Genomic DNA, 24,852 nt, shown 5'->3' on the forward strand with positions numbered 1-24,852 from the left:
GAATGCGTATCCGAGAATAAATGTTAGCCGACGGCTCTGACAACTGATTTTCTGACCTGCGCGTTTGCCGTCAACGGCCGCGCACGAGCTCCAAGACGTCCGGCCCGTACTGCTCAAGCTTGCGCGCGCCGATGCCCGGTATCGCGACCAACGCCGCCTCGTCGTCGGGCAGCAGCTCGGCGATCGCGATCAGTGTGTTGTCGGTGAAGACGACAAAGGCGGGCACCTTCTGCTCCTTGGAGACGTCCAACCGCCACGCCTTGAGCCGCAACAACAACTCCTCGTCGACGTTGGCGGCACACGTCTCACACCGCCGCAGCATGACGGCGGTCGGGGTGTTCAGGTCCTTGTTGCAGATCCGGCAGCGGGTGGGGCCCTTATTACGCCGGGACTTGCTCGGCGCAGCATCGGCCCGCGCCTGCGGCGCAATGCCGTTGAGGAACCGCGACGGCTTGCGGCTCTGCCGTCCGCCCGGGCTGCGCGACAGCGCCCAGCTGAGCGCCAAATGCACTCGTGCCCTGGTGATTCCGACGTAGAGCAGTCGACGCTCTTCCTCGACCGGCTCACTCTCCGCGCCGTGCGCCAGTGCGTGCGAGATGGGTAGGGTGCCGTCGGCCAATCCAACCAGGAACACCGCATCCCATTCCAGACCCTTGGCGGCGTGCAACGAAGCCAGGGTGACGCCCCGCACCACCGGCGCGTGCCGCGCGTCGGCCCGGATCCGCAATTCGGCCACCAGACCCGGCAGGTCCAGCTGCGGGCGCTGCGCCACTTCGTCGTCCACCAGCTCGGCCAACGCGGTCAGCGCCTCCCAGCGCTCCCGGGCCCGGGTGCCGACGGGTTCCTCGGGCGTCAGACCCAGCGGTTCCAGGACCGCGCGGACCACCTCGGGCAATGGGCCCTCGGCGGCGCGCTCGGCAGCGCGCCGCAGGGCCACCATCGCCTGCTTGATCTCCTGACGGTTGAAGAAACCTTCGCCACCGCGGACCTGGTAGGCGATGCCCGCCTCGGTCAATGCTTCCTCGTAGATCTCGGACTGGGCGTTGACGCGGTAGAGCACCGCGATTTCGGATGGCGCGGTGCCGGATTCGATCAGCCCCGCGATCGACTTGGCCACCGCGGCCGCCTCCACGGTTTCGTCGGAATGCTCGCGAAACGATGGCGCCGGACCGGGCGGACGCTGGCCGGACAGCTGCAGCTTGCTGCCCGCGACCCGGCCGCGCGCCGCGGCGATCACCTGGTTGGCCAGCGACACGACCTGCGGCGTGGAGCGGTAGTCGCGCTCCAGGCGCACCACCGTGGCGTCCGGAAACTGCCGCGAAAAGTCGAGCAGGAACCGGGGTGAGGCCCCGGTGAACGAGTAGATGGTCTGGTTGGCGTCGCCGACAACCGTCAGGTCGTCACGATCGCCCAGCCACGCCGACAGCACCCGCTGCTGCAATGGGGTGACGTCCTGGTACTCGTCGACGACAAAGCAGCGGTAGCGGTCGCGAAACTCCTCGGCGACCGCGGCGTCGTTCTCGATCGCGGCCGCGGTGTGCAGCAGCAGGTCATCGAAGTCGAGCAGCGTCACCGTTTCGTCGCGAACCTTGAGGGCCTCGTAGGCGGCGTAGACGTCGGCGATTTTCGTGGCGTCCAGCGGGATGTCACGACCCACGGCGGCGACGGCGCCCGAATATGCCTCTGGGCTGATCAGCGATGCCTTGGCCCACTCGATCTCGCCGGCCAGGTCGCGCACGTCGTCGGTGCCGACATTCAGCCGGATGCGGCTGGCCGCCCTGGCCACGACAGCGAACTTGCTGTCCAGCAGTTGCCAGCCGGTGTCACCGACCACCCGCGGCCAGAAATAGCGCAACTGGCGATGCGCGGCCGAGTGAAAGGTCAGGGCCTGCACGGCGCCGACACCCGACCCGGCCTGCGCGGCGGCGTCCAGCGTCCGCAATCGGGACCGCATCTCCCCCGCCGCACGCTGGGTGAACGTGACCGCAAGCACCTGCCCCGCGGCGACATGGCCGCTCGCCACCAGCTGGGCGATGCGGTGAGTAATGGTGCGGGTCTTGCCCGTTCCGGCTCCCGCAAGTACACAAACTGGTCCGCGCGGTGCCAGCACCGCCTCGCGCTGTTCGTCGTCCAGTCCGGCGGTCAAAGGGTCGGCGACCATCGGCATGTCGTCCATCTTGGCAGCGGTGGCCGACAAACCGGGCGTTTCGCCACGCCGAACCTGCGCCTTCCCTGCCCCGCACCCGGTGGTCCCCGTGCGGAACGCATCATCGCCGGGCTACGTTATCGAGTTATGAGCAACGCTCCACTTACCGTTTACACGACGTCATGGTGTGGCTACTGCCACCGGCTCATGACCGTGCTCAAGTCCAACGGAATCCCCTACGAAGCGGTCGACATCGAACACGACGCAGCGGCCGCGGAATTCGTCGGCGCGGTCAACGGTGGCAACAAGACTGTGCCGACGGTCAAGTTCGCCGACGGGTCGACGCTGACGAACCCGAGCGCTGCGGAAGTGAAAGCGAAGCTGGCTCAGGTCGCCGGCTGAATCGGGCGCTGATCGTGTCGGTCGGCGTGGTCGGTCTTAGCGCCTCAGCCGAGTGCGGCCCAGGATTCGATGATCACCCTCGCGATCGAAATCGACCCGGGCAGTAGCAGTTTCGACTCCGAGGAACTGGTCCAATCGCCGACCTCAAGTGCTGCGCGCACCTCGTCGCGAGTGAACCAACCCGCCTCCGCGATCTCGCCGTCGTTGAAAGCAAACTCCTCGTCGGGATCGCCCAGCGCATGGAAACCGACCATCAGCGATCGCGGAAAAGGCCACGGCTGGCTGCCCAGGTAGCGAACGTCGCGCACGGTCAGGCCGATTTCCTCGCGAATCTCCCGGACTACGCAGACCTCGAAAGACTCTCCGGCTTCGACGAATCCGGCCAGCAAGGAGAACATCCGCTCGGGCCACACCGCCTGGCGGGCCAGCACCGCACGGTCACCGCCGTCGTGCACCAGGCAGATGACCGCCGGGTCGATGCGCGGGAACTCCTCATGGCCCGTGGCCGGGGTGATGCGTGACCAGCCCGCCCTGGCCGGTTTCGTCGGCGACCCGTCCACCGCGCTGAACCGCGCCCTGTCATGCCAATTCAGCAGCGCGACAGCCGACGACACCAGTTGGCTGCTGGTGTCGTCGAAGATCGGGCCGAGACTGCGCAGATTCACCACTTCGGTTTGGACGTCGGGGTCTTCGGGTGCTCGCAGCGCGCCCCGGATGGCCCAAACATGCTGATCGTTCTCGATGCGGCCGAGGAATACCGCGTCCGTCGGTGGCTTATCGCCGACTCCGGCTGCCGCGCCCAGCACCACGCGTCCGTTGGCGACCAACACCTGGTTGCGCGAATCCACGCGCAGCAGCGCCGCATCCGCCCATCCCTCGGTGGCTGCGTCGACATCGGTGCGCAATTGATCGGCCCGGTCCGCCCCGACGCGCGAGAGTAACGGGACGCTGCTCAGTTGAAAGTCCACTAGTGCCCCGAGTCTCGAATGTAGAGCAGCCGGTCGGTGGCCTCGATGGCGTCCACTTCGGGTGCACCGATGCGAATCAGATGTCCGTCACGCACCACGCCGAGCACGATGTCGCGCAGGTGTCGCGGGGATCCGCCGACCTCGCTCTGCTCGACTTCGCGTTCCGCGATGGCCAGCCCGGCGTCCGGAGTCAGCAGGTCCTCGATCATCTCCACGACGGTGGGCGTGGTGGTGGCAAGACCGAGCAGCCGGCCCGCGGTCTCGGAGGAAACCACCACCGAGTCCGCGCCCGACTGCTGCAGCAGATGCGAATTCTCGGCCTCCCGGATGGCGGCCACAATTTTGGCCTTGGGCGCGATCTCTCGCGCCGTCAGCGTCACCAGCACGGCGGTGTCGTCACGGTTGGTGGCAACGATGATCGACGATGCGTGCTGAGCACCGGCCAACCGCAATACGTCGGATTTGGTGGCGTCACCGTGCACGGTGACCAGACCGGCGGTCGCGGCGTGCTCGAGGGCACCGCGATCGGTGTCGACGACGACGACTTCGCCCCCAGCGGACTCGTCGCTGACAATGGTTGCCACAGCCCGTTTCCCCTTGGTGCCGTAGCCGATCACGACGGTGTGGTTCCGCACTTTGTTCCTCCAACGCTGAATCTTCCACCCTTGCCGGGACCGCTCGGAAAGCACCTCGAGCGTCGTGCCGACCAACACGACCAGGAACGCAATCCGCAACGGGGTGAAGACGACCGTGTTGACCAGGCGCGCCGCCTCGCTGTACGGCGTGATGTCGCCGTACCCGGTCGTCGACAACGACACCGCCGAGAAGTAGAGGCAGTCCAGGAACGTCAGCCGGTCGCCCCGCACGTCGCGATAGCCGGCACGGTCCAGGTAGACGACCAAGGCGGCGCCGAACAAGACCAGCAGCGCGATGATCAGCCTGCGGGTGATGACCCGGGCCGGGCTGCCGGGGTCTTCGGGGATGCGCAACACGCCGACCAGCAGGTGACCGGGCTGAGCGGTCAGTCTCTCGTCGAGACTCCGCAGCCCTCGCAACCTACTCTTGGGCACAGCGGTCCGTTATCGGCCGAACACCACCGCACGCCACACGCACGATTCAAATGTAACCACGATCGCGGGCCGGCAGACACTTGATCGGCTCAGACGGCGACCTGTCGCTCGTCCTCGGAGTCAGCCAGCATCCCGGCCAGCTCGGTGGGATCGGGCAGCTCGTCGGGCACAACGGTGAGTCCGGTGCGCACGTAATGGAACGCGGTCCCCACCGAGGATCGCGGGCATCCGGACAAAGCCGCCCACGCCAAGCGGTAGACGGCGAGCTGGACGGCGGCCTGTCGCATCGCCTCCGGCCCGCGCGGAGGTTCGCCCGTTTTCCAGTCCACCACGGTGGCGCCGCCGTCGGGTTCGGCGAAGACCGCGTCGATGCGCCCGCGCACCACGGTGTCGCCGATGGGCATCTCGAAGGGGACCTCCACGGCAAGCGGTGTGCGGGCCGCCCACGGCGATCGGGTGAATGCCGCCTGCAGCGCGGCCAATTCTTCGGTGTGGCCGAGGTCGGCGTCCGCCGCACCCGGCAGGTCGCCAAGGTCGAAAAGCCACTCGGTTCCGTAGAACTGTTGCACCCAGGAGTGAAAGGCATTGCCCAGCAATGCATGTGGATCCGGTCGAGTCGGCAGGCGACGCGCCAATCGCTGCACCGCCCCCTCGGGATCGCGGGCCAGGTCCACCAGCCCGCTGACCGACAGCTGGCTGGGCAGGGCCCGGGCGACCCGACGTTCGGAGCGAGCACGCTCGCTCAGTAGCGCGTCCACGTCGGCGGCCCAGCCGTCAACGTCGACCCGTTCTTCCGTCAGGTCCGCCGCCATCGCCCCGGCCACCAGCGCTGCCCCACGCTCGACTTCAGCGCGGCGCCCGGCCAGCGGATCGGTAGGCCAAACCGCTTCGATAACGTCGTCGCGCATTGGGTTTCGTTCACCGTCGGCGGGCGCGGGAGCCCACTGTTCCACCAGTCCGCAGGGAGCACCGGCCGCGGCCGACCGGTCGATGACGTCCTTGAGTTCGCACAGGAAGTCCGACGGCCCGCGCGGTTTGATCCCGGTGGGACCCCAGTGATGACCGGAGACCAGCAGCGTGTCCTCGGCCCGGGTGATGCCGACATACAACAGCCGGCGCTCTTCGTCGATGCGCCGCTGATCCAGCTGGCGCCGATGTTCGGAGATCTTGTCCGACAGCTGCTTTCGGTTGGTGACGTCCGAGAGGTCCAATACCGGGATGCCCAGTGAGCCCGCTGACGCCCGATCGCCGCGCAGCAGCGGCGGCAGCTCGGCGGCATCGGTCAGCCAGCTGCTGCGCGACGCGGTCGACGGAAATGTTCCGCCGGACAGGTGGGCCACCGCGACCACTTGCCACTCCAGACCCTTCGCGGAGTGCACGGTGAGCACCTGGACCCGATCCCGCGCGACCGCTAATGGGTAAGGCGCCAAGCCGTTTTCGACGATCTCGGCCGCGTCCAGGTAGGCCAGCAGACCCAGGACCGAGGCCGCGGCGGACAGGTCCGTCGCGCGTGTTCGTTCCGCGTAGCCGGCGACCACGTCGGCGAAGGCGTCGAGGTGTTCGGCGCCGGCCCAACCCCGGTGGCCCGCCGCGGCGCGGACTTCGCAGTCGACCCCCAGCACGCGTCGCACCTCGGCGACCAGATCGGGTAGCGAATGACCGAGATGGCCGCGCAAGGCGCTCAGCTCGGCGGCCAACGCGGTGATGCGTTGATATCCCGCAACCGAATACGAGGCGGCCGGACCGGGATCGTCGATCGCGTCGGCCAGGCACGCCGCGTCGGCTTCTAAGTTGGAGGGACCGGCCGACATCGCGATCGCCTGGGCCGAGGACGCCTCAGCCGAGCGTGGCACGCCATGGGCGGCTGCGCGCCGCCAGAGCGCGGCGATATCGCGGCCACCCAGACGCCACCGCGGACCGGTCAGAACTCGCATCGCCGCCGCGCCGGCCGTGGGGTCGGCGACCAGGCGCAGCATGGCCACCAGTTCGGCTACCTCCGGGATGGACAGCAGGCCGGCCAACCCGACGACCTCGACCGGGATTCCGCGCTCGCGAAGCGCAGCGGCGATGGGTGCGGCATCGGCGTTGCGGCGCACCAGCACCGCGGCGGTCGGCGGGCTCACACCGTCGGCTCGAGCCCGCTGGTACTGCTCGTCCACATGGTCGGCGATCCACTCGCGTTCGGCCTGTGCGTCAGCAAGCAGCGCGGCGCGGACGGTGCCGGGTGGGGCGTCCGGGCGGGGCCGCAACGCGTGCACGGCCACGGATCGGCGTCGCGCCTCCGCCGATATGGCGTTGGCGATGTGCAGTGTGCTGGGTGGGTTGCGCCAGCTGGTGCGCAGCTCCAGGACGGGCGCGGGGGTGCCGTCGGATCGAGGGAAGTCGGTGGTGAACCGGGGCAGGTTGGTTGCCGAGGCGCCGCGCCAGCCGTAGATCGACTGGATCGGGTCGCCGACGGCCGTCAGCGCAAGCCCGTCGTCGATGCCCCCGCCGAACAGTGCCGACAACGCGACTCGCTGGGCGTGACCGGTGTCCTGGTATTCGTCGAGCAGCACCACCCGGTAGCGATTTCGTAGGTCCGCACCGACCTGCGGGAAAGTTGCGGCAAGCCGTGCCGCCGAAGCCATCTGCACGCCGAAGTCCATGACCTTCGCGGTGCGCATGCGCTCCTGCAACGCGTCGAGCAACGGCACCAGCTCGGCGCGCTCGGTCTGGGCGGCCAGCAGCCGCAGTAACCATTGGCTCGGACCACGGTCGCGTTGGTAAGGACCGGCGGGCAGAGCGTGCACCAACCGCTCCAGCTCCAGGTGGGTATCGCGGAGCTGGCCGGTGTCGACCAGGTGCTCAGTGAGCTGGCCCCACAGCCGCAGCACCATCGAGGTGATCGCGGCCGGCGTCTTGTCGGTACGCAGCTGCCCGTCGTATCCGTTGACCACGTCGAAGGCCAGCTGCCACAGCTCGGTCTCGCTGAGCAACCGGGTGTCCGGTTCGACGGGCAGCAGCAGCCCGTAGTCACGCAGGAGTGAGCCGGCGAACGCGTGATAGGTGCTGACCATCGGGGTGCCCGCCGATTCGACCGGGCCGGTCGCGCCCAAGCCAACGCCGGCCAACCGGGCCAGTCGGGAGCGGACCCGGCGCATCAGTTGTCCGGCGGCCTTGCGGGTGAACGTCAGTCCCAGCACCTGGCCGGGCTCGGCGTATCCGTTGGCGATCAGCCACACCACGCGCGCGGCCATCGTCTCGGTTTTGCCCGCACCCGCCCCCGCAATGACGACGAGCGGACCCGGCGGCGCGGCAATAACGGCGGCCTGCTCAGCGGTGGGCGGGAAAAGCCCTAGCGCACCAGCCAATTCGTGCGGGGTGTAGCGCGGTTCCGGGGTCATAGCGCTGTTCCTTCTATGTGGGCCGGGCACCACTTCCGTATCGGGCAGTGCGCGCAGCCTTCGTTGCGCCGGGCGACGAACTGCGGACCGGCTGTCGCCTCGGCCGCCCGCATGACCAGATCGCGCCATTCGTCCCGGGCGGCCGGGGTCAGTGGATCCTGCTCACGCACGGTCGCGCCCGCCGCCCCGCTCTTGCCGATGTAGACCAGCCGCGCGCCGCCGGGCTCCATATCGGGCGCTCCTTCGGGCACAAGACCTTCGGCCACCGCCAGCTGGTACATCGCCAGCTGCGCGTGCTGTTGGGCATCGTCCTTGCTGACCGGCGTTTTCCCGGTTTTGACGTCGACGATCACCAGCCGGCCGGCTCCGTCGCGTTCCAGCCGGTCGACTCGGCCGCGCAAGCGAACTTGGCCACCGGCATCGCGCGCCGTCCCAAGGACTCCGTCGACGTCGACCTCGACACCGACCTCCCTCAACTCGCCTCGCGTTTGCGCACGCCACTCGACGAACGCCTCGATCATGGCGCGGTGGCGGGTCAGCTCGTTGGCCGAATGCCAGCGGGCATCGAAAGGCAGGTGTTCCCAGGCCCGATCCAGCTCGACCAACAGTTGTGCTTCGCTTTTGCCCGGTTCGGCGATCAGGGCGTGCAGCACCGAGCCGATCGTGGACCGCAGCTCACGCGGGTTGGTTCCGCCGTGCCGTTCGACGAGCCAGCGCAGCGGGCAGTCGTTGAGGGTCTGCAGAGTCGATGGCGTCAATGTGACGGGATCGCCGCTGTGGCAAAGCGGATCGCTGGTGCTGACCGCGGTCAGACCGTGCCAACCGGCCGGGTCGGCACCCGGCACACCGGCGCCGGCCAGCCGGGCCAATTGCGTTGCCGCACAATGGCGAGCGGCATATTCGACGGCGCCGTCCGGTGCGCAGACGACACCGCGTAACCGACCGACCAGCGCGGACGTCGAGAGCACCCGAGGCGCTGAAACCGGCTGCGCCGCGACATGGTCATTGTCATCATTGGCCCACTGCGCGACCTCGAAAAAGAACGCCGATGGCAATGCAGCCTCCAGGTCGGCGCCGCCGGTGTCGCTGTCGACGGCGGTAATCAGCAGTCGGCGCCGGGCCCGGCCCATCGCGGCCACCAGCAGCCTGCGCTCCTCGGCCAGCAGCGGCGCACGCACCGATGCGTCGGCGCAGATGCCGTCAATGACGTCGAGCAGTCGCTGCGTGCCCAATACACCGCCGCGCGGAACGGTGTTGGGCCACAAGCCATCCTGCAAGCCGGCGATGACCACCACGTCCCATTCGTGTCCCAGCGCGGCGTGTGCGCTGAGTACCCTGACCTGTTCGGCCGTCGACGCCGGCTCAGTGTTGGCCCTCGGCACCTGCAGCGCCACAACGTGTTCGATCAGACCGCCTAATGACGCGCCGGGTGTGCGCGACACGTACTGGTCGGTGACGTCGAACAACGCGGTCACCGCCTCCAAGTCCCTGGCGGCGTGGGCGCCGGCGGTGCCGCCGCGCTCGCTGGCCGCCAACCAGCGACGCTGCAAACCGGATCGGTGCCACGCCGCCCATAGCGTGTAGCGCGGATCTTGGCCGCCGCGGTGGCAGCGCGCGGCCGCGTCCAGCACCGCGCGCACCCGCTGCAGCGGGCGAGACCGCGAGGACGACGGCGCCCCGGCCCCCAGCGCGGCCACCACCAGATCCCCGAAACTGGCTGCCGCATCGGCGGGTTTGGCGCGCATCAGCGTCCGGCGCAGCTGCCGCAGCGAGACCGGGTCGACGCAGCCGATGGGCCCGGTCAGCAGTGCCAGCGCCTGGTCGCCGTCGAGCCCCTCGGCGGTTGCCGCCAGCACCGTGAGCATGGCCTGGACCGCGGGCTCCTCGGCCAACGACCCGTTGACCGCGGGCGCGGCCACCGGTACCCCCGCGGCCGCCAACGCTCGCGGCAACCGCGCCCCGGCTCGCGGCACCGACCGCACGATCACCGCCATCTGCGACCACGGCACCTTATCGACGAGGTGCGCACGCCGCAGCGTGTCGGCGATCATCGCCGCCTCCGCATGCGCCGACGCCGCCAGGCGAACCGTGACCGATCCATCGTCGGCGCCGGTGCCGTCGATCTGCCTGCCGTTGCTGCTGCCCGGGAGCCGTTGCGCGATGCCACTGACCGCGCGCGCCACCGCAGGCGCACACCGGTGCGAGGCCGTCAGCGTCACCGACGGTGTATCGCCGTGCAACAGCCCGGCCGGCTCACCGCCTCGGAACCCGAACACCGCCTGGTTGGGGTCCCCGGCGACCAGCGCCAGTTCGCTTCCAGCGGCCAACACCCGGACCAGGCGGGCGGCCTGCGGGTCAAGCTGCTGGGCGTCGTCGATCAACAAGACCCGGACCCGGGCGCGCTCGGCGGTCAGCAGCTCAGGATCGACCGCGAACGCCTCCAACGCGGCGCCCACGAGTTCGGCGGCGCCCAGCGTCGGCGTCGTCGCCTGCGGCGCCGCGGTCCCGACCGCCGCGCGCAGCAACATCACCTGCTCGTACTGTTGCGCAAATCGACCCGCCGCGGCCCATTCCGGTCGCCGGCACCGACGGCCGAGCCGCTGCAGATCCTGCGGATCCACACCGCGTTCCGCGCAGCGCGCCAACAGATTTCGCAGCTCGGTGGCGAAGCCCGCGGTGCTCAGGGCAGGCCGCAGATGCGGCGGCCATGCGGTGCTGCCGGCGTCTTCGAGATCGCCGGCCAGCAGCTCCCGGATGATGGCGTCCTGTTCGGCGCTGGTGACCAGTCGCGGCGGCGCGTCGCCGGCGCGCTGGGCCGCGCGTCGCAAGACCGCATAGGCGTAGCTGTGCACGCTGCGCACCAACGGCTCGCGGATCGCGGACCGGCACGGGCCGGTGCCGCGCGCCCGCAGCAATGCCATCGTCAACGCGCTGCGCTCCCGCATCCCGATCCGGCCCGAACCGGTAAGCAGCAGAACCGATTCCGGGTCCACACCCGCGTCGACCTGAGCGACAGCGGCATCGACCAGCAGGCTGCTCTTCCCGGTGCCCGGGCCGCCGAGGATACGCATCAGGCCGCGTGCACCCGGCGCCAGAACAGCACCCGCCTCGGCACCCCAGGTCAACGACATACGGGCATGACATCACGAGGGTCTGACAAGTCGGTCCGGCTAGGACCGGCGGCGGCCGCCGGGCCTGGCATCATCGACGCGTGACCACCGATCTTCACGTGCACCGCTACGGTCCGTCTGGCCCGGTGCAAATGCTTGCCCTGCACGGACTGACCGGCCATGGCCAACGGTGGCAACAGTTGGGCGATTATTTGCCCGAAATCACCATCGCCGCCCCCGATCTGCTCGGCCACGGCAAGTCGTCGTGGGCCGCACCGTGGACGATTGAGGCCAATGTCACGGCGCTGGGCGCGCTGCTCGACGAGGTGGCCGAGACCCCGGTCCTGGTTGTCGGCCACTCGTTCGGCGGGGCGCTGGCAATGAATCTGGCCGCGGCCCGGCCGGACCTGGTGACGGCCCTGCTCCTGCTCGACCCCGCGGTCGGTTTGGACGGCGGCTGGATGCGCGACATCGCCGAGGCAATGCTCTCCTCTCCCGACTACCCGGATCCCGCGGAAGCTCGCATGGAAAAGGCCGCGGGCTCTTGGGCAGACGTGGATCCCGCCGTGCTCGACGCCGAACTCGACGAGCATCTGGTCAAGCTGCCAAGCGGACGGTACGGCTGGCGGTTCAGCGTGCCGGCGATGATGTCCTACTGGAGTGAGTTGGCCCGTCCGACCGTGTTTCCGCCGGCGGGAACGCCGACCACCTTGGTGCGCGCGGCCTTCACGTCGCCGCCCTACGTCAGCGACCAACTCATCGCGGGGCTGCAGGAACGCTTGGGAGCCGATTTCGAGTGCCTGACTTTCGAGTGCAACCACATGGTGCCCGGCGCAAAGCCGAGCGAGGTGGCCGCGCTGATCCGCACGCAGTTCCAGGTCTGCTGACCGTGGCGCCGGTGACCGAGGAACAAGTCGAGCAGGTGCGCGCACTGGTGGCCGCCATCCCGTCCGGCCGAGTCTGCACCTACGGCGACATTGCCGCTGTTGCAGGGCTTTCCAGCCCGCGGATCGTCGGATGGATCATGCGCACCGACTCCTCCGACCTGCCCTGGCACCGGGTGATCACCGCATCCGGGCGCCCGGCACAGCATCTGACGACCCGGCAATTGGAACTACTGCGCGCCGAAGGAGTTCTTTCCGTCGACGGCAGAATCTCGCTCAGCGAAGTCCGCTACGAGTTTCCATCCGGCGGTTAAAGCACCAGCCGGATCAGAGCTGCCGTGCGGGCCAGACCCGGGAAGGCCTCGGCGGTCGACCGCGGATGCAACGCATGAACTGCCAGCCGAAACATCAACGCGCGCAACAACATCTGCGGCCATTCCGGCAGAGCGTTCCAACGTTCGATAAGCCCGTCGTCGGCCTCACCCCACGACAGCGCGTCGACGACCACCACGCCGGCAGCCCACGACGCGGGCCGCCAGTACGGCGTGATGTCGGTGATCCCCGGCGCGGCGGTGCCGATGAAAAGCACTGTGCCGTAAAGATCCCCGTGCACCAGCTGATTGGGGCTCTTGGTCGGCTTGCGTAACGTCGCGAGCTGGCTGATCAGCTCGACCGAACGTTGGCCGTCGGCCGGCGGCGGGGCGGTGCGCGCGCCCGGCGGCACCGAAGCCAGCGGCCGCTCTTCCCACGCGGAGCGATCGGCGGCGATGAACACGTCGATGTCTGACCATGGCGAGGTCGGCCCCTGGGTCAGAAATCGGGGGCGCTCCAGTTTGCCGGTGGCCTCGTGCAGTCGCACCGCCGCCGAGACGACCTCGTCGTGCCTGGGCTCCGGTGTGCCGGCGACAAACGTGTCCGCTCGCCACCCTGAGACCACGTAGCGCCCGTCGGTCGAGCGGACCGGCCGGGCCAGGCGCACCCCGTCGACGAATAATGTCTCGCGCACCCGCGCAGACCAGGCCGCGCGCGCGTGGTCGGCCACGATCGAGAGAACGACTTCGCCGCAACGCCAGCCGCCTTCCCAGCTGGCACCCAAGGCGATGGGCTTAACCCCGGCCAAACCGAACGCCGAAAGCACGTGCTCCGGCGGTGGTTCGACACTCACGGGGGTTAGCCTAGCCGGGCCACGATGCGGGTCGGCGCGACGACGCGCTGTGGGGGAACCCCAGCCGCGCAGGGCTGAGCTGGTCAGTACATCACCATGTCGGGCTGCATCTGCTGAGCCCACGCCACGATTCCGCCCTGCAGGTGGACGGCATCGGAGAAACCGGCGCTCTTCACCGCGACCAGCGCCTCGGCCGAGCGCACGCCCGTCTTGCAATACAGCACCGCTTTGCGGTCGTGCGGGAACTTTGCCAGCCCCTCACCGGAACTGATCAACGAATTCGGGATCAGCTGAGCGCCGTCGATGTGGTTGATGTCCCACTCCACGGGCTCACGAACGTCGATCAAGGCCAGCTTCTTGCCCGAGTCCAGCAGCGCGCGCAGCTCCCGCGGTGTGATGGTCGAGCCGGTGGCCGCCTCGACCGCATCCTGCGACACCACACCGCAGAATTCCTCGTAGTCGATCAGTTCGGTGATCTTGGGCGTGGACGGGTCCTTGCGGATCGTGATCGTGCGGTAGCTCATCTCCAGCGCGTCGTAAATCATCAGCCGGCCGAGCAGCGATTCGCCGATACCGGTGATCAGCTTGATCGTCTCGGTGCCCATCACCGACGCGATGGAAGCGCAGATGATGCCCAGGACGCCCCCCTCGGCGCACGACGGCACCAACCCGGGTGGTGGCGGCTCCGGGTAGAGGTCGCGGTAGTTCAGGCCAAGCCCGTGGGGAGCGTCCTCCCAGAACACCGAGACCTGGCCTTCGAAGCGGTAGATGGACCCCCACACGTAGGGCTTACCGGCCAGCACCGCGGCATCGTTGACCAGATACCGGGTGGCGAAGTTGTCGGTGCCGTCCACGATCAGGTCGTACTGCTCGAACAGGCCGACCGCGTTGCTCGCCTCCAGCCGAAACTCATGGAGTCGCACCTCGACCAGGGGATTGATCGCCAGGATCGAGTCGCGCGCCGACTGCGCCTTGGAGCGTCCGACGTCGGCCACGCTATGGATGATCTGGCGCTGCAAGTTCGACTCGTCGACGACGTCGAAGTCGATGATGCCAATCGTCCCGACGCCGGCCGCGGCCAGATACAGCAACGCCGGTGCGCCGAGTCCGCCGGCGCCGATCACCAGCACCCGCGCGTTCTTCAGCCGCTTCTGCCCGTCGACGCCCAGGTCGGGAATGATCAGGTGGCGGCTGTAGCGCGCCACTTCGTCGCGGCTCAGCTCGCCGGCGGGCTCAACTAGTGGCGGCAACGATATGGACACCGAATATCTCCTCGGTCAGCTTCGCGACTCAACTACAGTCAACGCCTCGATCGCCGGCATTGCTTCCGCGGCTAGGCGATCGGATACGGCCAGGGGTTGAAGCGGCAGGTCTTGCCGTCGGCCTTGACGTACTCGGGGTCGAACTTCGCGGCGTCGTCGTTGGATGTGGAGAACGTCTGCTGCATCATCACCGGCGCCAAACCGCCCTGCTTGTCACACGGCTCGTGACGCACATAGCCGATGGCGTGGCCGACCTCGTGGTTGATGACGTACTGCCGGTACGAACCGACGTCTCCTTCGAAGGGCACTGCTCCGCGCACCCAGCGCGCCTCGTTGACGAACACCCGCGCCTGCCGGTCCGGTCCGTACACCGGGTTGTAGCAGGAGGTCTCCAGCCGGAATTCGTAGCCGCACCCCTCGCGCACCGTCACCGGAGACACCAGCGAAATCCGGAAGTCGGGTTTCCCGGTGTCGATCCTGACGAAGGCGAATTGCGGGTTGTGCGTCCAGCCCTTGGGGTTGGCCAGCGTCTGATCGATCATCGTGGCAAATGCGTCGTCACCGCCGAACATCGCGGGATCCAGACCGTTCTCGACCTCGACGGTGTACCGGAAAACCTTGGCGGTGCCCTGACCGATCTGCGGTGTGGTGCCGGGCACGACTTGCCAGGTCTTGTCGCCGGCTTCGGTGAACGGACCGCCGTCCGGCAACGTCCCGGCCGGCAGATTGGCGTCGAAGGTGGCCAGGCCGCGCGGTGGTGCGTCGAGGATGGCCGTGCCCACCGCCCCGATGGCCGGCGGCCCCTGGATGGGCTTGCTCGCGGTCGGTGTCGGCGCGCCGACGCCGGTCATCGTCTGGTAGATGACCACCGCGGTCAGCGCCACCAGAACGGGCAGCGCATAGGCCCGCCAGCCATAGGTGGAGATGAAGCGGCCCAGCCACGTTTGTTTCCGCCACTGGCGCGGACGGTCGCGGTCGGCCCGGGCCCGTCCGGCGCCCGGCGCGATCGGGTCACGCAGGGCCCGAAGCGGTTCTCGCCACTCGTCACGCAGCACGGGCACTCGACCGGTGCCGGGCACGGGTGGCTCCGACGTCATTGCCCCAGGATGGCACAGCTGGGACCCAGCGAGTCCCTGGCGCGCCCGAGCGCACCCCACCACACCGGCTCAACCAGCGCCGAGGGCGCCGATGCCGGTCGCAGGTACACCATGGGTAGTAATGTCTGTGCGACGAGCGGCGCGCGGCCGGCCTGTCGTTATCCATTGGTCAGCCGCCACAATTCGAATGAGGACCAAGTGAGCGATCTCGCCAAGGCGGCGGCACGGCGTGCCGTCAGATCGACTGAGCGCGGTCGGCCGAGTGACGGCATAGCGACCTCGAGCCGGCGGGGCAACCGATTGCCGCGCGACGAGCGGCGCGGCCAATTGCTGATCGTGGCCAGCGATGTCTTTGTCGACCACGGCTACCACGCGGCCGGCATGGACGAGATCGCCGACCGAGCGGGGGTCAGCAAACCCGTTCTGTATCAACACTTTTCCAGCAAGCTGGAACTGTATCTGGCGGTGCTCGATCGCCACGTCGAGAACCTGGTCTCGGGCGTGCAGAACGCACTGAGCACCACCACCGATAACCGGCAGCGGTTGCGCGCCGCGATCCAGGCGTTCTTCGACTTCATCGAGCACGATGGCCAGGGCTATCGGCTGATCTTCGAAAACGACTACGTGACCGAGCCCGAGGTCGCCGCCCAGGTGCGGGCGGCCACCGAATCGTGCATCGACGCGGTCTTCGCGCTGATCAGCGCCGATTCCGGCCTGGACCCGCACCGCGCCCGGATGATCGCGGTGGGACTGGTGGGCATCAGCGTCGACTGCGCAAGGTACTGGCTGGACGCCGACCGCCCCATCTCGAAGTCGGACGCCGTCGACGGCACCGTCGCGTTCGCATGGGGCGGGCTGTCACACGTGCCGCTTACTCGCTCTTAGCGGTCTTGCCGCCGGGCTTCGCGCCGGCGTCTGCCCCGATTCCGAAGCCGACCCGACGGGTGTCGGCGACGCCGATCTCGATGTAGGCGATGTTGGTGGTGTGGATCAGGAAGCGGCGGCCCTTGTCGTCGCTGAGGCTCAGCAGACCCGAGCCTTCGCGCACCGCGGCGCTCACGGCCTCTTCGACCTCCGCAGGCGTCTGCGCACTGGAGAAGACCAGCTCGCGCGGACTGTCCGTGATACCGACCTTGACCTCCACGATGGCCCCTTCCGTTGATATTCCGTTCGCAAGCGTGTCAGCAGCAGGTTAGTGGACGCGACCGGTGAGCTCCGAGCAGAGGGTGACCGGCGGGAGTTCGCGGTAAGCGAAACGTCGCCTAACGCCAGATAACGATTGGCTCCCAGCTGGATCAACATGGCGCACGGCGCCCGTTCGGCGGCTTTCACATCAGTAACATCGGAATCATCAGAAACACGCTGGATGATCGCACCGGCCTAGATCGTGGCCTCGCCCATGACTACCCCGATGACGAGACGTACGACGGAGCCGAGTACGACGGCTACGACGATGACGACTGCGATGAAGACGACTCCGCGGACAACGAGTACGAGTGGGACGAGTTCAAGGAACTCTTCTGGCCGGTCGGCGGATGGCGACCGACCGTGGCAGTGCTCGGCGCGGTGCTGGCGATCGGAGCGGTCGCGACCGCCGTGATCATCAACAGCGGCGACAGCGCGTCGACGAAGGCCACCGTGGGGGCACCGGCTCCCACGACCATGACCTCGGCACCACGGACCTCCGGCCCGCCGAGCGCGTCGCACAGTCCGGCGCCGAGCACCTCGCGGGCGCCTCAGCTACCGCCGGAGACCGTCACCACCGTGACAACCCCGAGCGCGGCGCCGACCGGACCGCCCATTGCCGCGCCGCTTCCCGCCCTGGTGCCGCCCACGGCCGGACTGAATCCGCGCACCGTCTTCTACAGCGTGAGCGGGACGAAGCAGCTCCTGGACCTGGTGACCGTCGTCTACACCGATGCCGATGGCTATCCCCAGACTGAGTTCAATGTGGCGCTGCCCTGGTCGAAGGCGGTGGTGCTGAACCCGGGCGTGACAATCCAGTCCGTCGTCGCGACCAGCATCGTGGGCCACGTCAACTGCGCGATCGTCAACGCCCAGGGCCAAGTCGAGGTGGCGTCGAACAACAACTCGAACCTGGCGACCTGCACGCGTTAGTCCGCGGACGTCAGCCCAGACCCAGTTCGTGCATTCGCCGGCTGTGCGTTTGCTGCAGACGTTCAAAGAACGCGCTGAGCTGACCCAGGCCACCGGGACCGGACACCACCAGATCGACCAGCTCGTCGTGGTCAGCCAGCAAGTATTGCGCCTGGGTGATCGCTTCGCCGTATAGCCGGCGGGCCCACAGCGCCAACCGGCTGCGTTGTTTGCCACTCGCGGTCACGGCGGCACGCACTTCGGCGACGACAAATTGCGAGTGCCCGGTTTCCGCGAGGGCCGCGCGCACCACGTCGGCGATCTCGTCGGGCAGCCCGTCGGCAATCTCGAGGTATAGGTCGGCCGCCAGCGCGTCGCCGATATAGGTCTTCACCAGCGCTTCCAGCCACGTGCTGGGCATCGTCAACCGGTGGTAATTCTCGAGCGCCGACACGTACTTCGACATCGCCGACACCACGTCGACACCACGGCTTTCCAGGGCGTCATGCAGCAGCTCATAGTGCTGCATCTCGGCGGCCGCAATGCTCGCCATCGAAATCCGTCCCCGCAGGTCAGGCGCCATACGGGCCTCGTCAGTCAGCCGGTAGAACGCGGCCACCTCGCCATAGGCGAGCACCGCGAACAGTTCGTTGACGCCCGGATGATCCGCGGTAAGTCCTGGGGAAGGCGAATCGTCTACTTGGTCGGCAGAGGAGGCCGAAGTCATGGACATCACTCTAGTCGGCGGACCTGGAAGAAGATGGGTGTCAGCTGTCGACCAGCTATCATGCAGATAGATAGTGGCTTATTTCTTTCTATCGCCCCTATCGGCGAAATGTGCGTGCACAGCTGGCCCGCCCCATCTCAGCAGGGCCTGGTGACTCGGCGACTTGGAGTCGGAACTCGTGCGCGCGTGACCGCGACAGAGAAACCGACCAAATCGAAAAGTCACCGAAAGGTACATCACCCACGCATGACTGCATTGACAAGCAAAATTGAACCGACCTTTGCCGAACTCGGCGTCCGCGACGAAATCGTTCGAGCTCTCACCGAAAAGGGCATCGAGCACGCCTTTGCTATCCAAGAACTGACCCTGCCGATGGCGCTGGCCGGCGACGACGTCATCGGCCAAGCCCGCACCGGTATGGGTAAAACCTTGGCCTTCGGCGTTCCGCTGCTGCAGCGCATCACCGACGGCGTCGGGGTACGGGCGCTCAACGGCAGCCCGCGGGCCCTCGTGGTGGTCCCCACCCGGGAGCTATGCCTGCAGGTCACCGATGACTTGGCCGCCGCTGCCAAATACTTGATCGCCGAGGAAGGCCGCCGGCTGTCGGTGGTCTCCATCTACGGCGGACGGGCCTACGAACCTCAGATCGACGCGCTGCGCACCGGCGCCGACGTCGTGGTGGGCACCCCGGGCCGGCTGCTCGACCTCTGCCAGCAGGGCCACCTCCAGATCGGCGGGTTGTCGGTGCTGGTCCTCGACGAAGCCGACGAGATGCTCGACCTGGGCTTTTTGCCCGACATCGAGCGCATCCTGCGTCAGATCCCCGCCGACCGGCAATCGATGCTGTTCTCGGCGACCATGCCGGACCCCATCATCACGCTGGCCCGCACCTTCATGGTCCAGCCCACCCATATCCGCGCCGAGGCGCCGCACTCGGCGGCCACGCACGACACCACCGAACAGTTCGTTTATCGCGCCCACGCTTTGGACAAGGTCGAGCTGGTCAGCCGGATTCTGCAGGCCGAGGGCCGCGGCGCGACGATGATCTTCACCCGCACCAAGCGCACCGCCCAGAAGGTCGCCGACGAGCTGGCCGAGCGAGGCTTCAAGGTCGGCGCCGTGCACGGCGATCTCGGGCAGATCGCCCGGGAGAAGGCACTCAAGGCGTTCCGCGCCGGTGATGTCGACGTGCTGGTGGCCACCGACGTGGCCGCCCGCGGCATCGACATCGACGACATCACCCACGTCCTCAACTACCAGATACCCGAGGACGATCAGGCCTACGTCCACCGCATCGGCCGTACCGGTCGCGCCGGTAAGACCGGTATCGCGGTCACCCTCGTCGACTGGGACGAACTGCCCCGCTGGACGGCGATCAACAAGGCGCTGAACCTGGGCTCCCCCGATCCGGTCGAGACCTACTCCAATTCGCCGCATCTGTACGCCGAGATGGGCATTCCGAGCGAGGCCAGCGGCATGGTCGGTGCGCCGCGGAAGTCTCCGGTCAAGCGCCGCGACACCGAGCGCACCGCGACATCGGACAGGCCGGCGCGCACCCGCTCGACTAACCAGCGTCGCCGCACCCGCGGTGGCGAGCCCGTGAGCGGGCAGCCGGGCGGCAACGGGAGCGGCCCCGGTAGCGAGGGCAACGCCGCCACGGAGACACCGTCGGATTCGGCATCCAGCAATGGCAATGGCACCGGGACACCCCGGCGTCGCCGTCGTCGCCGCAAGCCGGCGGAAGCCACCACGCACGCCAACTGACCACTCCCAGGCATGGTCAAACCCGAACGCCGGACCAAGCGCGATCTGTTGGCCGCCGCGGCGATCGCGGTCGTGGTCGCCGCAACCGCATCGCTGATCTGGTGGACCAGCGATGCCCGGGCCACGATCAGCCGGCCCGCCGCGACTGCGGCGCCCAACCCGACTCTGGCCCGGGAAGTGCCGGCCAGCCTCAAGCAGCTGTGGACCGCCGCCAGCTCCGCCACGACGGCACCCGTGATTGTGGGCGGGACCGTCACCACCGGCGACGGCCGCGAGGTGGACGGTCGCGACCCCGGCACCGGCCAGACGCGCTGGAGCTACGCCCGGGACCGCGACCTGTGCGGCCTGTCCTGGGTCTACCACTACGCCGTCGCGGTCTACCACGACGACCGCGGTTGCGGTCAGGTCAGCACCATCGACGGGTCCACCGGCCGCCGGGGGGCCGCCCGCAGTAGCTATGCCGACCCGCAGGTGCGCCTCTCCTCCGACGGCACGACGGTGTTGTCGCTCGGCGACACCCGCCTAGAACTGTGGCGCTCGGACATGGTCCGGATGCTCAGCTACGGCGAGACCGACGCCCGGGTGAAACCGTCGTCGCGGGGTTTGCATTCCGGATGCAAGCTGGCCTCGGCGGCGGCCAGCTCGTTGGCGGTTTCGGTGCTGGAGAGCTGCGCGAACCAGGCCGACCTGCGACTCGCCCTGTTGCGCCCGGGCAAGGAAGAAGACGAACCTCAGCAACACCTCGTCGCCGAGCACGGGATCGGGGTGAACTCCGGTGCCCGCGTGCTGACCGTCTGGGAAAGCAACACGGCCGTGTATCTGCCGCTACCGCAGCCCAGGGTCGACGTGATCGATGAAATGGGCACCACGGTGGCGAGCACGCTGCTGCCCAAGGCGCCGTCGAACTCGGCGGTATCCCAGGCGGGCAACCTGGTGACCTGGTGGACCGGCGATTCCGTGCTGGTCTTCGAGGCGAGCAACCTGAACCTCCGCTACACCATTGCCGCGGGCGGGCAAACGGCCCCGTTGGGTCCCGGCACCATGATGGCGGGCAAGCTGCTCATCCCGGTCACCGGCGCGATCGGTGTCTACGACCCGCTGACCGGAGCCAACGAGCGCTACATACCGGTGAGCCGGACGCCGGACAACAACGCGGTGATCCCGGCCGTTTCGGGCTCGAGGGTGTTCGAGCAGCGGGGCGACACCGTGGTGGCCCTGGGCTAGACCCACGTCGTCGACGCAGGCCGCCGTTAGGCGTCGATCGCGAACGTCGGCAACGGTTTCCCGGATTTCCAGTGCTTCATCAACGCCTGCGCCAGGTCGGCGTAGGCCACCGCGCCTTTGTTTTTGCGCCCGGCCATGACCGACGAGCCCGATGCGCTGGCCTCGGCGAAGCGCACGGTGCGTGGGATCGGCGGCGCGAGCACCGGCAGGTCGTAGCGGTCGGCGACGTCGAGCAGCACATCGCGGGTGTGGGTGGTGCGAGAGTCATACAACGTCGGCAATGCGCCCAGTAGCCGCAGATTCGGGTTGGTGATCTGCTGCACGTCGGCGACAGTGCGCAGGAATTGGCCGACGCCGCGGTGTGCCAGCGTCTCGCACTGCAGCGGCACGATCACCTCGTCGGCGGCCGTCAGCCCGTTGAGCGTGAGCACCCCCAGCGACGGCGGGCAATCGATGATGATCACGTCGAATTGGTCGGCGACTTTGGCCAGCGCACGTTTGAGCGCATATTCGCGGCCCGCTCGCATCAACAGCATCGCCTCGGCGCCCGCCAAGTCAATGTTGGCCGGCAGCAGCGTCATTCCCTCCATCGTCGTGACCAGCGCGGCGCTCGGCTCGACATCACCGAGCAGCACCTCGTGCACGGACACCGGCAACTTGTCGGGATCTTGGCCAAGTGAGAACGTCAGGCAACCCTGCGGATCCAGATCGACGAGCAGCACCCGCCGACCCTTGTCCACCATGGCCGCGCCCAGCGAAGCTACCGTCGTCGTCTTAGCAACGCCGCCCTTCTGATTGGCCACCGCCAGTACCCGCGTCTCACTCATCAGCGCCGCTCCTCCTCATCGCTTTGCTCTGCATCGTCGTCGGCGCGCCTCACACCTGCCATCCTGGCACGTTCGGGGCCGGGCGCTAAGGACTTCCCCCCTTCGGGGACGGCATGTCCTCAGGCAGAATCAGTCGACATGGGCTTGCACAACCACCGACTGCTGTTGCTTCGTCACGGCGAGACCGAGTGGTCGTTATCGGGCCAGCACACCGGCAGCACCGAGATCGACCTGACCGAGAACGGCCGAACGCAGGCCAAGCAGGCCGGCGGTGTGCTGAGCGGGCTGAGCCTCGACAACCCCCTGGTGATCAGCAGCCCGCGCCAGCGCACCCTGGTCACTGCCGAGTTGGCGGGCCTGACCGTCGATGAGATCTCGCCGCTGCTCGCCGAGTGGGATTACGGCGAATACGAAGGCGTCACAACCGAAAAGATCCGGGAAACGGTCCCCGATTGGCTGGTGTGGACACACGGCTGCCCCGGTGGTGAAAGTGTCGCGCAGGTCAGCGAGCGCGCGGACCGGGCGATCGCGATGGCGCTGCAGCACCTGGAATCGCACGACGTGGTTTTCGTCAGCCACGGTCACTTTTCCCGTGCGGTGATCACGCGCTGGGTCGAGCTGCCGCTCGTGGAGGGTCGCCGATTCGGCATGCGCACCGCCTCGATCGCGATGTGCGGCTTCGAGCATGGGATACGACAGCTCCTCGCGCTCGGGCTGACCGGTCAGCCGATCGCGGCAGGGTGAGCTCGGTCCAGCCGCCGTTCGCGCTGTGCGGCCCGCGAGGCACGCTGATTGGCGAAGGAGTGCGGACGAGCTACAGCGACGTGGCCGCCGCACAAGCCGCGCTGATCTCGGGATCCGCTCCAATAGTGTTGGGCGCGTTACCTTTCGACGTGAACGGGCCCGCCGCATTGCTGGTGCCGAACACGGTGCTGCGCACTGACGGGTCACCCGACTGGCCGACGGGCCCGCTGCCATCCGTGCGCATCACGGCCGCCGTCCCGCCGCCGGCCGACTACCGCGTCCGGATCAGCCGCGCACGAGATGAGTTGACCGCACCCAACCCCTCACTGAGCAAGGTGGTGCTGGCCCGCGCGTTGCAGCTGGCCGCCGATGGCGCGCTGGACGCCCGCGTCATCGTGCGCCGGCTCATCGCCAACGACCCGGCGGCCTACTGCTATCTGGTCGACCTGACCGCTGCCGGGGCGGACTACGCGGGTGCGGCCCTGGTGGGTGCCAGCCCGGAACTTCTGGTCGCGCGCTTCGGCGACCGGGTGAGCTGTCAGCCGTTCGCAGGTTCGGCCCCACGCGCCGCGGATCCGCAAGTCGACGCCGCCAACGGCGCCGCGCTGGCCGCCTCCGCCAAGGACCGTCACGAGCATCAGTTGGTCATCGACACGATGCGGGCCGCCCTGGAACCACTGTGCGACGAGCTGACCATAGCGCCCGAGCCTGCGCTGAGCCGCACCGCGGCGGTGTGGCATCTGTGCACGCCGATCAGCGGCCGGCTGCACGATAGATCAACCACTGCACTTGATTTGGCGTTGGCACTGCATCCCACCCCGGCGGTCGGAGGGGTGCCCGCCGAGGCCGCATCCGCGCTCATCGCCGAACTGGAGGGCGATCGCGGTTTCTACGCCGGAGCGGCGGGCTGGTGCGATGCCAAGGGCGACGGCTACTGGGTGGTGTCCATCCGTTGTGCGCAGCTGTCGGCCGATCGCCGCACGGCACTGGCCCATGCGGGCGGCGGCATTGTCGCGGAATCGGATCCCGACGACGAAGTTGACGAAACGACATCGAAATTCGCCACGATACTTAGCGCGCTGGGAGTTGAGCAGTGAGCGAAATAATCCGCCGCGCCACACCCGGGGACGCCGCCGCTATTACCGCCATGATTCACGAACTGGCCGAATTCGAGCACGCCGCCGATCAATGCACGGTCACCGAAAAGCAAATATCCACAGCACTTTTCGGCAATTCCCCGACGGCGTATGGACATGTCGCCGAAGTTGACGGCGAGGTCGCCGCGATGGCGGTGTGGTTCGTCAGCTTCTCCACGTGGGACGGCGTCGCGGGCATCTACCTCGAAGATCTGTTCGTACGGACCAACTTTCGCCGCCGCGGCCTGGCCCGCGCACTGCTCGCGGCCCTGGCGGGTGAATGCGTCGACAACGGCTACACCCGGTTGTCGTGGGCGGTGCTGAACTGGAACGCCGACGCGATCGCACTGTACGACGGGCTCGGCGGACAACCGCAACGTGAGTGGACCACCTATCGGCTGTCCGGGCCGCCACTGGCCGAGCTGGCCGGACCGCGCTGATCGCCATCGGCGGCCCAGCGCAGGGCGGTAGGGCTGAACAACAAGATCAACACCGTCAGCGCCACGATGGCCACCGGAACGCCCAGCGCCCACTGATGCGAGCCCACCGCGAGGTACCAGGCCACCGGCAGCAGGAGCAGCTGGGTGAACACGGCCAGCCCGCGACCCCAGCGCCTGCCGACCACCAGCGCGCGTCCGGCAGCCGCCACCACGCCGCCGATCACCAGGAACCAAAGCGCGGTACCCACACCGTTGACCACCCGCTGGTCTGCTCCGGCGATCGCGCGCACCACTAGGACAACGGCCATCACCAGTGCGGCCAGCCCCTGCGCCGCGACGACGAATCCGGCCCCACGAACGGCAGACGGGGGCGGTGGTATCGCCCGGTTGCGGGGGACGCGGTTCA

22 protein-coding genes are annotated in these 24,852 nt (G+C 68.2%); 10 read left to right on the forward strand and 12 right to left on the reverse strand.

The features are described from left to right. Positions 1–70 precede the first annotated feature (70 nt). The gene (locus ACTXG5_RS26550; protein ID WP_445161615.1) at positions 71–2,167 is read right to left on the reverse strand and encodes an ATP-dependent DNA helicase UvrD2; all 2,097 of its coding nucleotides are present in this window, start codon (positions 2,165–2,167) and stop codon (positions 71–73) included. Between the two features lie 126 nt (positions 2,168–2,293). Between ACTXG5_RS26550 and mrx1 the strand changes: the two genes are divergently transcribed. Then, a complete protein-coding gene (gene mrx1 / locus ACTXG5_RS26555; protein WP_445161616.1) occupies positions 2,294–2,548 on the forward strand; it encodes a mycoredoxin Mrx1 in 255 nt (84 codons plus the stop codon). Positions 2,549–2,592: 44 nt separating this feature from the next. Here the strand turns inward: mrx1 and nudC are convergent, their stop codons facing one another. From nudC to ACTXG5_RS26575, 4 genes are all read right to left on the reverse strand, one after another. Continuing rightward, a complete protein-coding gene (gene nudC, locus ACTXG5_RS26560) occupies positions 2,593–3,516 on the reverse strand; it encodes an NAD(+) diphosphatase (protein WP_445161617.1) in 924 nt (307 codons plus the stop codon). Then, positions 3,516–4,571, reverse strand: a complete 1,056-nt coding sequence (locus tag ACTXG5_RS26565) for a potassium channel family protein (RefSeq protein WP_445164608.1) — start codon at positions 4,569–4,571, stop codon at positions 3,516–3,518. Before ACTXG5_RS26565 ends, nudC begins: the two co-directional genes overlap by 1 nt. Positions 4,572–4,675: 104 nt before the next feature. Continuing rightward, positions 4,676–7,969, reverse strand: coding sequence for an ATP-dependent helicase (locus tag ACTXG5_RS26570; RefSeq protein WP_445161618.1), 3,294 nt, complete (start codon positions 7,967–7,969; stop codon positions 4,676–4,678). Continuing rightward, positions 7,966–11,100, reverse strand: a complete 3,135-nt coding sequence (locus tag ACTXG5_RS26575) for an ATP-dependent helicase (RefSeq protein WP_445161619.1) — start codon at positions 11,098–11,100, stop codon at positions 7,966–7,968. The genes ACTXG5_RS26570 and ACTXG5_RS26575 overlap by 4 nt, the downstream gene beginning before the upstream one ends. A gap of 80 nt (positions 11,101–11,180) precedes the next feature. Between ACTXG5_RS26575 and ACTXG5_RS26580 the strand changes: the two genes are divergently transcribed. Continuing rightward, entirely contained in the window at positions 11,181–11,966 is a 786-nt protein-coding gene (locus ACTXG5_RS26580) for an alpha/beta fold hydrolase (protein ID WP_445161620.1), read from the forward strand. 2 nt (positions 11,967–11,968) lie between these two features. Next, positions 11,969–12,277: an MGMT family protein gene (locus ACTXG5_RS26585; protein ID WP_445161621.1), complete on the forward strand. Its 309-nt coding sequence runs from the start codon at positions 11,969–11,971 to the stop codon at positions 12,275–12,277. On the opposite strand, the gene ACTXG5_RS26590 is transcribed toward ACTXG5_RS26585, so the two are convergent. The 3 genes from ACTXG5_RS26590 to ACTXG5_RS26600 form a co-directional block, all read right to left on the reverse strand. Further along, entirely contained in the window at positions 12,274–13,128 is an 855-nt protein-coding gene (locus ACTXG5_RS26590) for a TIGR02569 family protein (protein ID WP_445161622.1), read from the reverse strand. The two genes, ACTXG5_RS26585 and ACTXG5_RS26590, sit on opposite strands and share 4 nt — an antisense overlap. 83 nt (positions 13,129–13,211) lie before the next feature. Then, a complete protein-coding gene (gene moeZ / locus ACTXG5_RS26595; protein WP_445161623.1) occupies positions 13,212–14,390 on the reverse strand; it encodes an adenylyltransferase/sulfurtransferase MoeZ in 1,179 nt (392 codons plus the stop codon). A 71-nt stretch (positions 14,391–14,461) separates the two neighbouring features. After that, on the reverse strand, positions 14,462–15,487 hold the full coding sequence (locus tag ACTXG5_RS26600) for a DUF3152 domain-containing protein (RefSeq protein WP_445161624.1): 1,026 nt from the start codon (positions 15,485–15,487) through the stop codon (positions 14,462–14,464). A 198-nt stretch (positions 15,488–15,685) separates the two neighbouring features. Here ACTXG5_RS26600 and ACTXG5_RS26605 point away from each other — a divergent pair, with 198 nt between their 5' ends. Then, complete coding sequence (locus tag ACTXG5_RS26605; RefSeq protein WP_445161625.1) at positions 15,686–16,372, forward strand: TetR/AcrR family transcriptional regulator; 687 nt, start codon at positions 15,686–15,688, stop codon at positions 16,370–16,372. Here the strand turns inward: ACTXG5_RS26605 and ACTXG5_RS26610 are convergent. Further along, complete coding sequence (locus ACTXG5_RS26610) at positions 16,359–16,631, reverse strand: DUF3107 domain-containing protein (protein ID WP_445161626.1); 273 nt, start codon at positions 16,629–16,631, stop codon at positions 16,359–16,361. The genes ACTXG5_RS26605 and ACTXG5_RS26610 overlap by 14 nt on opposite strands. Positions 16,632–16,828: 197 nt before the next feature. On the opposite strand from ACTXG5_RS26610, the gene ACTXG5_RS26615 reads away from it, so the two are divergent. After that, entirely contained in the window at positions 16,829–17,605 is a 777-nt protein-coding gene (locus tag ACTXG5_RS26615; RefSeq protein WP_445164609.1) for an MmpS family transport accessory protein, read from the forward strand. A 10-nt stretch (positions 17,606–17,615) separates the two neighbouring features. On the opposite strand, the gene ACTXG5_RS26620 is transcribed toward ACTXG5_RS26615, so the two are convergent. Continuing rightward, positions 17,616–18,311 carry a ferritin-like fold-containing protein gene (locus ACTXG5_RS26620; RefSeq protein WP_445161627.1) on the reverse strand — a complete coding sequence of 232 codons (696 nt, stop codon included), beginning with the start codon at positions 18,309–18,311 and terminating at the stop codon, positions 17,616–17,618. A gap of 246 nt (positions 18,312–18,557) precedes the next feature. Between ACTXG5_RS26620 and ACTXG5_RS26625 the strand changes: the two genes are divergently transcribed. Next, positions 18,558–20,075, forward strand: a complete 1,518-nt coding sequence (locus tag ACTXG5_RS26625; protein WP_445161628.1) for a DEAD/DEAH box helicase — start codon at positions 18,558–18,560, stop codon at positions 20,073–20,075. Positions 20,076–20,087: 12 nt separating this feature from the next. Continuing rightward, the gene (locus ACTXG5_RS26630; protein ID WP_445161629.1) at positions 20,088–21,299 is read left to right on the forward strand and encodes an Rv3212 family protein; all 1,212 of its coding nucleotides are present in this window, start codon (positions 20,088–20,090) and stop codon (positions 21,297–21,299) included. A gap of 26 nt (positions 21,300–21,325) precedes the next feature. Here ACTXG5_RS26630 and ACTXG5_RS26635 read toward each other — a convergent pair whose 3' ends face one another. Then, positions 21,326–22,126, reverse strand: a complete 801-nt coding sequence (locus ACTXG5_RS26635; RefSeq protein ID WP_445161630.1) for a ParA family protein — start codon at positions 22,124–22,126, stop codon at positions 21,326–21,328. 138 nt (positions 22,127–22,264) lie between these two features. Here ACTXG5_RS26635 and ACTXG5_RS26640 point away from each other — a divergent pair, with 138 nt between their 5' ends. The 3 genes from ACTXG5_RS26640 to ACTXG5_RS26650 are packed head-to-tail and all read left to right on the forward strand — an operon-like array spanning position 22,265 to position 24,446. Next, positions 22,265–22,870, forward strand: a complete 606-nt coding sequence (locus ACTXG5_RS26640) for an acid phosphatase (RefSeq protein WP_445161631.1) — start codon at positions 22,265–22,267, stop codon at positions 22,868–22,870. Continuing rightward, a complete protein-coding gene (locus ACTXG5_RS26645) occupies positions 22,867–23,967 on the forward strand; it encodes an isochorismate synthase (RefSeq protein WP_445161632.1) in 1,101 nt (366 codons plus the stop codon). Before ACTXG5_RS26640 ends, ACTXG5_RS26645 begins: the two co-directional genes overlap by 4 nt. Beyond that, positions 23,964–24,446 carry a GNAT family N-acetyltransferase gene (locus tag ACTXG5_RS26650; RefSeq protein WP_445161633.1) on the forward strand — a complete coding sequence of 161 codons (483 nt, stop codon included), beginning with the start codon at positions 23,964–23,966 and terminating at the stop codon, positions 24,444–24,446. Before ACTXG5_RS26645 ends, ACTXG5_RS26650 begins: the two co-directional genes overlap by 4 nt. On the opposite strand, the gene ACTXG5_RS26655 is transcribed toward ACTXG5_RS26650, so the two are convergent. Next, positions 24,398–24,826 carry a hypothetical protein gene (locus ACTXG5_RS26655; RefSeq protein ID WP_445164610.1) on the reverse strand — a complete coding sequence of 143 codons (429 nt, stop codon included), beginning with the start codon at positions 24,824–24,826 and terminating at the stop codon, positions 24,398–24,400. The genes ACTXG5_RS26650 and ACTXG5_RS26655 overlap by 49 nt on opposite strands. Between the last annotated feature and the right edge of the window lie 26 nt (positions 24,827–24,852).

This window comes from Mycobacterium sp. Dal123C01, from assembly GCF_052566995.1.